Here is an 11,034-nt window from a genome sequence, read left to right as displayed (position 1 = left end):
GCCCAGTCCCCAATCCCCGAACAATACACTAAACTAATCATTTATAATGTAGTTTTGTAAAATCCTGTTCCTTAACTCTTCTATGGTTACGACACTTTCAGCAGATGTTTACGGAATGGCCACAGCACCAACTGTAGCTCCTGAACGGTCGAATCAAGTTGTCCGTAAGACTTATCCGAATTACAAAGTGATTGTATTAAACGATGATTTTAATACATTCCAACATGTAGCCGAATGTTTGATGAAATATATTCCAGGAATGAGTAGCGATCGCGCCTGGGATCTAACTAATCAGGTACACTATGAAGGTCAAGCGATCGTCTGGGTTGGCCCCCAAGAACCTGCGGAACTTTATCACCAGCAGCTGCGCCGCGCAGGTTTGACAATGGCACCCCTAGAAGCAGCTTAATCATTATGGGCAAACCCACCGCAGACCCCGACCGGACAACTTCCCAAAAAACTGCCAGATTAGTCTGGAATCACTCCACACACATTTCTGGTTTGATTCCGATTTTAGAACGTCTGTGCCAACAGGATGGCATCCAAACTGTAACACCGGGAGTCATTGGGCGGGTAAAAGGTCATTGCCCAAAAATGCAACTTCGCGTCTCAGTACCAATTCGTGGAGGCTACAAAGTTATCGCACGCCAGGGAAAAACGGTACAAGAAGTATTTATTTTAACTACTTTGACCCAAGAACAATTAGAAGCGGCATTAGCGATCGCCATGAAATGATAATTTGGTCATTGGTCATTAGTCATTACTCATTTTTTGTCATTTCTTCCACATCTCCCAATGCCCAATGACGGCAGTTGCTCCACTTGGGGAGACCCCAAGACCGCACTGCCTCCCCCATGCCCCATATCCTAATATTTATTCTTCAACACGGTGTACTGCAAATTTGTGTAGCGGCAGACTCACGATGCAAGAAAAAGTTAAGAAATATGACAAAGCAGTGGTAATTCTTAAAGTCATTAACAGTGATTCCCATTCGGGTAAAACTATTTTTTCTATGCCAAAAGCTATACAATAAACCAACCAATAAGAAAAGCTCATTCTAAACAAAATCTGCTCTGTTTGTTGAATATCACTTTTGTACTGCTTACCATCCCACAGTAATGCAAGTCCCAGGATGCAAGCCACAAAGGAAACAGCAACTACAAATTCATGACAGAATATATTTAACGACTGCATTTTGCATTTATCCCCAGTTTTTTCATATTGAAATTCAGTCTAAAGGAATATTCCTTACAGAAATACAAAATATTCACAAACCTCAATAAAACAATGCAGTTAATGTAAAAAAATGCAACAAAATATAAATAAAATGTTGCGCGTCTCAAACAGGGTATTTTTTGTGTTGACTGTTGACCGTTGATGGTTGATTGATAAATGATTATTAATGATATTAATTTTTAGAAGTAATAATACTGAGCGAGTTACTAGAACTATCTTCCCGACCTTGTTTTGAAGCAAAACAGGAAAATTGTCTCTCATCGAATTAGTATCAGCTAAATGAAAAAATTAAAGACAAGGGAGACAAGGTAGTCATCTCTCCCCCTTGTCTACCCCCTCTTCCTTGTCTCTCCTCATGCCCTATGCCCCATGCCCCATTCCCAATCTAAGAACAATTTTGTCCTAACTGTTCGCAAGCAGCAATACTCACCCAGCGGCTAGAACCATCTTGCCAGTGTTCTTTTTTCCATATAGGTGCATTGTGTTTGAGGGTATCAATAGCATAGCGGCAAGCCTCAAAGGCTTCACTACGATGAGGACAACCCACTGCTACTAAAACGCTGATTTCTCCAACTCGCAAACGTCCGATACGATGATGAATTGCCACTCTATTCACATCGGACGTGGATAAACGAATATCACTAGCAATTTGATAAAATACTTGCAATGCCATAGGTTCATAAGCTTGATACTCTAGGGCAACTACAGGTTTACCATCAGTTTGATTGCGAACCATTCCACTCATCACAACTATGGCACCGTTAGCCGGATCGTCAGATTTGGTATAAACCTCTTCAAGAGACAATGGTGCAAAGCTAATGGCAAAACTATCTTCAGCTCTTGGTTTAACACGAGAGGTAAGTGTAGTTGTCATAACTGCGTCAATATTATGTGGGCTTTTTCTATTCTCGCTGAACAAAGCACTACTGGTGTATGTTTAGTTGCCTGTTATATCAGGTTAGGTTGAATACTTGTAATTAAGACTGACGCAAAAACAGGGAGAAACGGGGAGACGGAAGGTTTTGAATTAGAGGTTATTTATTAAGTGAAAATCAAATTAATGTAGTAGCGTAACCGGGCTAAAATTTTGCAATAGATTTTATTGTGGGATGGGTGTCCTCACCCGTCCGGGCGGGCAGTATGCGCTACTACTTAAGATTTACTTTATAAATGGTCTAATTGTGATAGAAATAATGTCTCTAGAGATTTTGAGATGATGCACATTAATAACTAGTACAATCAGTGCCATCTACACGATCGCAATCATATCTGCCTCTAATTTGTTGATTGAAAAAGCTGCCAATTGAGTCTGAGGTATGTAAGTCTTCCCAAGTATCTTCGTCTACCCCTAAATACTGGTAAACAGCGCCATTTTGAAACTCAACTTGTAAAATCTGTTCGTCGCGATCGTAGCCTACAGCTGCTGCCATTGATGAGCTAACTGGTAACATGGCAATTGGTTCTTCTAGAAAAGGTAGTTTTGTACTTTCAGCGATTGCTTCGTTAAGTTCTTGCAATCCTTCATAAGCTTGTATCGGTGCTTGAATTTCTAAAAATTCTAATTCGTTACCCCGATCGAGTAACAACTGCAAATATCCGTCAGAGTGAGCGATCGCTACTAAACTACTCAAATCTACCTTAGATAGCCTCATTAATTTTGCTCTCCTGTTGGCGTAGTCGCGAGTGTCAAATTTTTATACAACACTAGAATTGTTTATAGTATTTTTGTACTATAAAATTACTTAGTTGTCAAGTTTTTTCACACTCTCAGGACTAACTTAATTTCGTTGACAGTTGACTGTAAATGGTCAACTGTCAACGGCAGAAGTGGCTTATATATTAAAAAATTATATTTTATTGATAATTAAATCATAGTTTTTTATTAAAAAATCAACTAATTCAAAACATGGTTAACCTGAGATTATCTCAATATTAAGGACTAATATTATTGTCAAAAATATTCATATTTCAGAAACAAGGCTAAAAAATTTCTTACATCTCACTAATGAAAATAAGGAGATTCTATTGATTAAAAAAATAGACCCGCAAAGTTTCCAGAGCAAGCGACTAGGCACGTACTTGATTGAAGCTGAACTAATTACTCCAGAACAATTAAACACAGCACTCAAAACACAACAATTAAGTGGTGAGCAGTTAGGAAAAATTCTGGCAACGCATGGTTTTGTTAAGCAGCAAACAATTGAATACTTGATGTCAAACCTTGTATTACCAGAACGAAATAAAATCTTAACAAATCAGTCTTACTCAAACAATCGCAAGAGTGATTATCTATCTGTAGTTGAGTCGGATAATTCTATAAAACCAGAAAATGTGATGGTAGGATGGCAATCAGCACATCAATTACAGGTATATCTTTCTGCTAACAAGACCTTCAAATTTCTGTTGGTAGTTGTATTGTTATTTGCTGTTGTCAGTCTTATTGCTAATTATAATATCTATTACCTACCTGATTTTCTGGGAAGGGATCTTTTGAGAATTTTATTCGACCTTAACAGCGAGGATAATATTCCTACAATTTACTCTGGAACAGCTTTACTTTTTTGTTCTATTCTGACGGAAATCGTCTTTCAAGCTCAGAAATCAGCTAAGAATAAAGATTCATGGGCGTGGAGAGGGTTATCAATAGTCTTTGCTGGTTTGTCTTTAGACGAATTAATCGGTCTTCATGAAAGACTCACTAAACCATTGGGAGAAATGTTTAATACCAGTGGTTTTCTTTACTACGCTTGGGTGATTGGGGGTGCTATCTTCGTACTTGTATTTTTGCTCGTGTTTGGGCGATTTATCATTCATCTTCCTAGAAAGACACGACACTTATTTTTAATTGCTGGGACAGTGTACGTAAGTGGTGCAATTGGTACTGAATTGATAGGGGGATACTATCATTATTACTACACCTCAAACAGTATGCTTTATTCCTCAATTACTACTGTAGAAGAGGTGCTAGAAATGCTGGGCGTAATTATTTTTATCTATGCATTGTTATCATACATAAATTCCAATATGAAAGGTATAGATATAGGAATCCATCTGAATGATGGTAAGAAACAAAACCATAGGAATTAGTTCAATTAACGTTCTACTCCGTTAGAAGCTGCGAAATTCACAAGCATGGTACTGATGTACCAAAAGTTGTGATGTTGCAAAGACAAATTCAAATAAACTCTGGCGGTTCAATTCATACCAATTTGAAAAAAGAATGCGACACATAGACAAGACCCCTCCCCTTGCTAAGGGCGGGTGGGGTATCTGTCGCAAACATTTTTTGAATCGGTATCAGATACAGCATTGTTTGTCATTGCAGACATAGAATGATATTATATCTGGCTGAAAACTTACCATTTAGGGGGCAGAAAGAAGAAAGAGGGGTTATAAAAACGGATTTGGGAGTTTGAGAAAATCAGGATTAGCCCCAGGGCAATTATCTCTCAGTGCGTTAAGCGTTGTCATAACGCGCCCTACTGGACTGACACAGCTAACGCAGTAAATTAGCTGTGTTAGTCCACTACCAATACGCTTCAGATAAGCAGTATGAACTTCCCTTGTAGTTTGGGAAAAGGTTAAGGGGTGAGGGGTAAACGATGTATTTGAAACCTTTCCCCTTTACCCTTTTCCCTTTAACCGAACCGTATTGAGTCCACTACAACCTAAGCTTTACTTGATAAATCATTTCTAATACCGTTTCTTTGTGAAGCTGCATATATTTACCCCCCGGCTGTCGTACACCACTATGTTTTCTTTGTAATCACATTTGACGTTTAATCAGGTTGAAATATTTAGTAAAGCCCCAGGACTGGGAATTCATTCCTGGGGCAGTTATACCTGACCACCTTTACCTTTTTAATGTAAAAATCTTGTGGTTATAAAAGTTTGAAAAGACATATCTATCCGTATTTTGTCTAAAGAAAATTCAGCTTAAATAGATATTTGATGTTATTATTATCCATTTTAAAAAAACTAGCAATTTGTCTTTTGATATCAATACAAAAGCTAATCGTGGTATTTTGAAACTCAAAGATACAACTCAAGTAGTTATGTCTATTATTTTCAAGTTAGGGACTTGATTTTTAGAAGACGATCGTTAAAAATAAAAATATCATGATTCATACATGATTGTAGCCGAAAAAAGTGACAGAAGCCCTTACTAAAGTCCGTGAATGCGGACTTTTTTTTGTATTTATATCTGATTACTCTCAATCCTTTCCATGCCTACGAGTTGTATGAATGGGTATTTAAGAGTTATTTAACTAAATTTTCTTGATAAATGATACAGAAAAAATTGATTAGTCTTTTAATTTTAATATTTTAAGTCTATATATTTTCTTGTTTGCAAATAAATGATGCTATGAAGTGGGACTATGATTTTTTTACCTAAGTTTTATGACCACTGTGAAAAATCTTTTTTCTGAAAATGCTATATGTTAAAAACTCCTCACACTATAAATAAAAACATAATTAAACATAACTATAAGAATTACGTCTAAATATCTCACATTAGACAATTTTGTGAAAATATTATTTGCTTTTTTCAAAGAAAAAGGGGGAAAGAGGAAGGGGTAAGGGGGAAAGGTTTCAAACACATCAGATCTCTTGCACAAGAGTGCTTTTTGCATTCTTGTGGTCAAAGGGATACATCTTTTAGGACTTACGCAAAAGTATGAATAAACTAACCGCAAAGGACGTATGGACACGTTAGCGAAGCGGTAGCGACCAAGGAGCGTCAGTGGCTTTCCGCAGGGTAGGGCACGAAGTTATAAGAGTTTGAGAGAGTTCTTGCGTAAGTCCTAATCTTTATTGGGTAAAGGTAAAATACCAAACATGCACCCTCTTTCCCCTGCCCCTTTTCCCGACTTCTCTTAGAAGTCTATCCTTTACCCCTTAAGCTTTTCCCAGACCACAACGGAAGTTCATACTGCTTATCCGAACCGTATTGCTCCTACTCGCCCTTCATTTGCTTCCACTGAGAAACTTTCTTACCCAAACAGTATTAATGCATATTTTAAGAAATATAACGTTATGTTAAAATTATTAACGGGTCAGGAGCCGATGGCAACACGCATCTGGCAAAAGGCCGATTTATTCAACATTCCCACAGAACTTACAAAATGATTTTATCGATTCGTCCCGATCTAACTTCTGCCGATCAGAGACTGTCATCTTTAGTGGTTGAAGAACAGCAGACTGTGACAGAAGCCGAAATGATGCAGGCTGTACGTACTTTGTTGATTGGATTAGGAGAAGATCCAGACCGCGAAGGACTCAAAGATACTCCAAAAAGACTGATGAAAGCTTTGCAGTTTCTGACAAAAGGATACCATGAGTCTTTGGATGAACTGCTAAATGGAGCAGTTTTTACAGAAGATGCTCATGAAATGGTTTTAGTTCGGGACATCGATATTTTCAGTTCCTGCGAACATCATATCTTGCCGATTATTGGCCGTGCCCATGTTGCTTACATTCCCAATGGTAAAGTTATAGGTCTATCAAAGATTGCCCGTATTTGCGAGATGTATGCACGACGTTTACAAGTGCAAGAACGTCTAACGGCGCAAATTGCTGATGCATTGCAAGGATTACTCAAACCCCAAGGAGTTGCAGTGGTGATAGAAGCAACCCATATGTGTATGGTAATGCGCGGTGTGCAAAAACCTGGTTCTTGGACTGTTACTAGTGCAATGCGTGGTGTTTTTGCTGAGGATGAGCGGACTCGTCAGGAGTTTATGAATCTGGTACGGCACAATTCTAATTTTGGTTAGATATGGTGGGGAAGGCAATAGGGAGTGGGGAAGGCAATAGGCAATAGGCAATAGGGAGTGGGGAATGCAATAGGCAATAGGCAATAGGGAGTGGGGAAGGCAATAGGCAATAGGCAATAGGCAATAGGGAAATCGCTTTATTTAGTGACATGACTGGTAACTGTTATACTTTTTTGCCAGAGCATAGTGGTAGTCCTAACAGCCTTGAGGGTTGCTATAAAATTAGCTGCTCTGTATCATGAATCAATTACTCAATTGCCTTCGCAATTGCTAATTATTATGTTAGGCCCATTGCCCCTTGCCTCTTGCCCCTTGCCTCTTGCCCCTTGCCTCTTGCCCCTTGCCTACTACGCTAATCATTCGGGTCTCAAATCATTGGATAATTCCACAATGCCCCTAGATCCATCAATTCGTACTCGTTGACCATCTTGCAAAAGCCATGTAGCACCGCGAACATCCATGATTGCGGGAATGCCATACTCACGTGCAACGATCGCACCATGAGAAAGCCGTCCGCCAGCTTCGGCAATTAATCCTCCAGCCCTTAATAACAAGGGTGCCCAGCCGGAATCTGTGTAAGGTACTACTAAAATCGTATCGCGATTGATTTCTGGAACCTCTTGTAAATTTCGTAACACCTTCACTCTGCCCTCTACCTGCCCCTGACTAGCTCCAATGCCTTGTAAAATTTGGTCAGAGTAAAGAGCGGAGGGTGCTAAGGGATGGGGCGGTGTATTACCGTAGACTACAAAGGGTACTTGAGTAATTTCGCTATCTTGGGCGAATTGCGATCGCCTAAATTCCACTAACTCAACCAAGTGTTCAACTAAAGCTGAATCTTCACCCGCCACTAAACGCCGCACTTCATCAAAGTCTAGAAAAAAGATATCGTCTGTTTTCTTCAATAAACCAGACTTTAACCAAATCTTTTCTAAAGCAACGAAAGACCAACGCAATTCAGCCAAAAGCCTGGAATAAACTTCGGTGACTCGTCCTTTGATATCCACACGCCGCTGGACAAATCCACGTTTGCGGGTACGGAAAAAGATGTTATTGTTCGTATTTTTACCGCCTGCTTGTAGTTCGTTTCCTTGGATTAACTGCACAAACATCTGTTTGATCAGTTGGGGATTCTCTCGCCAAGTGGGAACGGAAATATCAGTTCCCACTTCACTTAAATAGCCATAGTCTTGAAGTAATTCGTCAAATTCTTGGAGGATTTTTTTGCCTTTGGGGGTTTGGTTTAATTCGTCAAATACCTGCTGTGGTTCGCAGGTAGATAATATCTCCTTAGCATCTGCGGCGATGGCAGTTAGCGATCGCAATGCTGCTACCTCTGGGGTGACGCTGCGATCGATTTGCTTATCCTTCACTCGAAAAATCGACTGTCTTAAGGCAGCACTTAAGGGAGCTAAAATGCTGTAGTACGTCCCTCGCCGCAGTAATTCTAAAATTAAGTCAATTCTTACCAACAGCTGCGGTGCTTCAAATTGATTGATATCTTCCTGCGCCAACTGCGACAACCCAGGAATGAACAGTTTGTAATAATCCTGTTTGAAGTCTTTTTCTAAACTTAACTCTTGTTTGAGCAACCTCCCTAGTCCTGGTAAATTCTCCCAAGTGGACTTCCAAGAAGGCTTACTGAGTTTTGCTCCCCTGGTTAAAAACTCCAGACTTTCCGGCGGCAATCCCATGCGGATAAAAATATCTCCTAAGAGGGATGCATTAAAGTAAGCTCTCGAATAATGCAGAGTTGCAGTTTCAGTGAAATCTAACCCTGAAGCACGTTCCCCCAAAACTAAAGTAAAAAGTTCCCCCCAAACTCCACAGGTTAAGGGACGATTAATCGACCATGTTAAGGGGTGAATGACTCCGGGAATAACTTCGGCGGCGATTTTTTGCGTCCAGATGGGTAGCAAAGTGGTGATTGGTCGAGACTGCAATACCCAAAGAGTTTGACCGTCGTAACTCCATTCGATATCTTGAGGAGTGCCGTTGTAACGTTTTTCTAATCGGTAAGCTAAATATGCAACTTGCTTGATTAATGCTTGCGGAACTCGTCCTTCACCTTCCAATTGTACCGAAGAAGAATTTTCGCTCTCAAAAACAAAAGCCCGATATTGTTCTGGTGTGACTTTTCCGGAAACTACTTGTGTCGGGCTACCTGGGAGGGCTTCAATAATAATGGCATCACCTTGCTGGGTAATGGGATCGCGGCTGAAAGCTACGCCAGAAAACACACTCTGGACTTGTTGTTGAATCAGCACCGCCATTGCTGTTTCATTTAAACCGCGATCGCGCCGATATTGTACAGCAGATGGATGATTGTAGGAAGCTTTGACTTCAGCGATCGCTTGCTGTAACTCCTGGGGACTGGTAACATTTAAAACTGTTTTATACTGCCCAGCCGCAGAAGCGAGTTCTGAATCTTCGCCAATGGCAGAAGAACGCACCACCAAAGGAGATAATTCTGACGGCTGGAGAAATTCTGTCAACAGTTCTGGATCTTCATCAATGGGAGCAAGTACCCATCCCTTTGGTACTGAATAACCCCAGCGCTTAATTTGAGATAACGTAGCAGCTTTTTCGCCGACGATGGCAGCATCTAACTCTTCATCTAAAGAAACCATTGCTCGATCCCCGCGTAAAAATTCCAACATTGCTTGCGATTCTGTCTGTGCTTCTTCAGCAGCCAGATTCATATCATCAGGAATTTTTGTATAAATCCAAGCCATTAGACAAGCTAAAACAACAGCCGCAAGCATTTTGGGGACATCGCTGAGGTGCAAAAGGGTCACAAACAAAGGAAACAGTAGCAAAACCCCAAATTTCACTACATGTCTGGAATGCATAACAGAAAAGCTAATGCCCGCAAAGAAAAAGACAAATATTGCCACCAGTGGGTCGTGTACGACAAATCCCCAGACAACATTTGTCGTACCTGCCCCTCTGCCTATCCAGTATCTACCGATTACCAGAGCAATGAGGGCGACTATTTCCCAGAAAGAGCCTTCTGGAAAAAAAGCGCGGCACAGTAAAACTGCTGCAATACCTTTAAAAGCCTCTGACAAAACTGCCAGAATCCCAATGAGTGTACCCCCATGATAAAAAGCCGCAGATACACTGATGTTTCCTGTACCAACTTGTGATAGACGCTTACGTTTGAGGGCGTAAGTAATCCATTCAATCAGCGGCAATCCGCCCAAAAGGGGACAGACAATTAAGATAACTAAGATAGCCCAAAGTTCAAACATTTTGGATTGTGGATTTTAGATTAAATTTGCCATCTAAAATCTCAAATCTCAACTCTAAAATTTTTATGAAATTTTGATGGTTATCAAGGGACTTTGAACAAAAGCAATTCAGGAGCCAGAATTCACAACTCAAGAGAATATTTGATGAATGAATCGACCAATTATACTAGACTTCGTAGACACACAGGATATATGAAAGTTTCTCAAGTACACAGGCTCACTTTTCAAGCCAAGAGAGACTTTCAGTTTAGAAAGATTATATTCTTAACCGTTGACCGTTAATAGTTCACAGTTAACAGTCAACCACTATGTATTGTTATTTTTTCCAGTTTTTTGATTTTTAAATTCTGTATTTTTTCTTAAGAACACTTGGCTAAGACGGAGGTCGTTTTTGCCAAGTGTTCTTTTAGCCTAATGATGATTTTAGTTTATCGCATAGGCGGCTTGAAGCGCCCAAACGATCAGAGCAGCGATCGACCCTAGAAGCAGCACGGTAGAGATAGTGACTACTTTTGGGGAATCTGCTCCCTCAAACTTCATAATTCCTCGATTTAAGTCGGACACAGTTTTGTAATCCTCCTCTGTGACGGCATGAAATATTTGTCCGTTTTGATTGTAGTCGTTATATTGGCGGATAACGTTAAATTTCCAATACTATTTTGTTTAAACTTTGCAACTTTTCCATCGCCATAATTACCTACTTCTAGAGATGCAGAGTTGTAGTTTATACAAAATGGGAAGATGGGGGAGTGTGGGGAGTGTGGGGA

General features: G+C 40.0%; 8 protein-coding genes. 4 read left to right on the top strand and 4 right to left on the bottom strand.

What is annotated here, in order from left to right:
* Nucleotides 1–82: 82 nt before the first annotated feature.
* A complete protein-coding gene (gene clpS / locus GNE10_RS24975) occupies nucleotides 83–409 on the top strand; it encodes an ATP-dependent Clp protease adapter ClpS (protein WP_099070552.1) in 327 nt (108 codons plus the stop codon).
* 5 nt (nucleotides 410–414) lie between these two features.
* Complete coding sequence (locus GNE10_RS24970) at nucleotides 415–735, top strand: DUF2103 domain-containing protein (protein WP_099070553.1); 321 nt, start codon at nucleotides 415–417, stop codon at nucleotides 733–735.
* 138 nt (nucleotides 736–873) lie between these two features.
* On the opposite strand, the gene GNE10_RS24965 is transcribed toward GNE10_RS24970, so the two are convergent.
* The 3 genes from GNE10_RS24965 to GNE10_RS24955 form a co-directional block, all read right to left on the bottom strand.
* Nucleotides 874–1,194 (bottom strand): hypothetical protein, encoded by a 321-nt coding sequence (locus GNE10_RS24965; protein WP_185567605.1) that lies wholly within the window; start codon nucleotides 1,192–1,194, stop codon nucleotides 874–876.
* Between the two features lie 427 nt (nucleotides 1,195–1,621).
* The gene (locus tag GNE10_RS24960; protein WP_185567603.1) at nucleotides 1,622–2,110 is read right to left on the bottom strand and encodes a molybdenum cofactor biosynthesis protein MoaE; all 489 of its coding nucleotides are present in this window, start codon (nucleotides 2,108–2,110) and stop codon (nucleotides 1,622–1,624) included.
* 349 nt (nucleotides 2,111–2,459) lie between these two features.
* Nucleotides 2,460–2,888: a KTSC domain-containing protein gene (locus tag GNE10_RS24955; protein WP_185567601.1), complete on the bottom strand. Its 429-nt coding sequence runs from the start codon at nucleotides 2,886–2,888 to the stop codon at nucleotides 2,460–2,462.
* A gap of 373 nt (nucleotides 2,889–3,261) precedes the next feature.
* Here GNE10_RS24955 and GNE10_RS24950 point away from each other — a divergent pair, with 373 nt between their 5' ends.
* Nucleotides 3,262–4,323, top strand: coding sequence for a hypothetical protein (locus GNE10_RS24950; protein ID WP_185567599.1), 1,062 nt, complete (start codon nucleotides 3,262–3,264; stop codon nucleotides 4,321–4,323).
* Nucleotides 4,324–6,362: 2,039 nt separating this feature from the next.
* The gene (gene folE, locus GNE10_RS24945; protein WP_099070435.1) at nucleotides 6,363–7,013 is read left to right on the top strand and encodes a GTP cyclohydrolase I FolE; all 651 of its coding nucleotides are present in this window, start codon (nucleotides 6,363–6,365) and stop codon (nucleotides 7,011–7,013) included.
* A 356-nt stretch (nucleotides 7,014–7,369) separates the two neighbouring features.
* On the opposite strand, the gene GNE10_RS24940 is transcribed toward folE, so the two are convergent.
* Nucleotides 7,370–10,267, bottom strand: coding sequence for a glycerol-3-phosphate acyltransferase (locus GNE10_RS24940; protein ID WP_185567597.1), 2,898 nt, complete (start codon nucleotides 10,265–10,267; stop codon nucleotides 7,370–7,372).
* Nucleotides 10,268–11,034: the final 767 nt, after the last annotated feature.

It is taken from the genome of Nostoc sp. 2RC, from assembly GCF_014222165.1.
Taxonomy (GTDB): domain Bacteria; phylum Cyanobacteriota; class Cyanobacteriia; order Cyanobacteriales; family Nostocaceae; genus Nostoc; species Nostoc linckia.
This window is presented reverse-complemented; position numbering and strand designations above follow the sequence as displayed.

What these genes read in the sequence shown, in the direction of transcription:
- GNE10_RS24940 (WP_185567597.1), bottom strand. Translation starts at nt 10,267, where the DNA reads ATGTTTGAACTTTGGGCTATCTTAGTTATCTTAATTGTCTGTCCCCTT.
- GNE10_RS24970 (WP_099070553.1), top strand. Translation starts at nt 415, where the DNA reads ATGGGCAAACCCACCGCAGACCCCGACCGGACAACTTCCCAAAAAACT.
- clpS (WP_099070552.1), top strand. Translation starts at nt 83, where the DNA reads ATGGTTACGACACTTTCAGCAGATGTTTACGGAATGGCCACAGCACCA.
- GNE10_RS24965 (WP_185567605.1), bottom strand. Translation starts at nt 1,194, where the DNA reads ATGCAGTCGTTAAATATATTCTGTCATGAATTTGTAGTTGCTGTTTCC.
- folE (WP_099070435.1), top strand. Translation starts at nt 6,363, where the DNA reads ATGATTTTATCGATTCGTCCCGATCTAACTTCTGCCGATCAGAGACTG.
- GNE10_RS24960 (WP_185567603.1), bottom strand. Translation starts at nt 2,110, where the DNA reads ATGACAACTACACTTACCTCTCGTGTTAAACCAAGAGCTGAAGATAGT.
- GNE10_RS24955 (WP_185567601.1), bottom strand. Translation starts at nt 2,888, where the DNA reads ATGAGGCTATCTAAGGTAGATTTGAGTAGTTTAGTAGCGATCGCTCAC.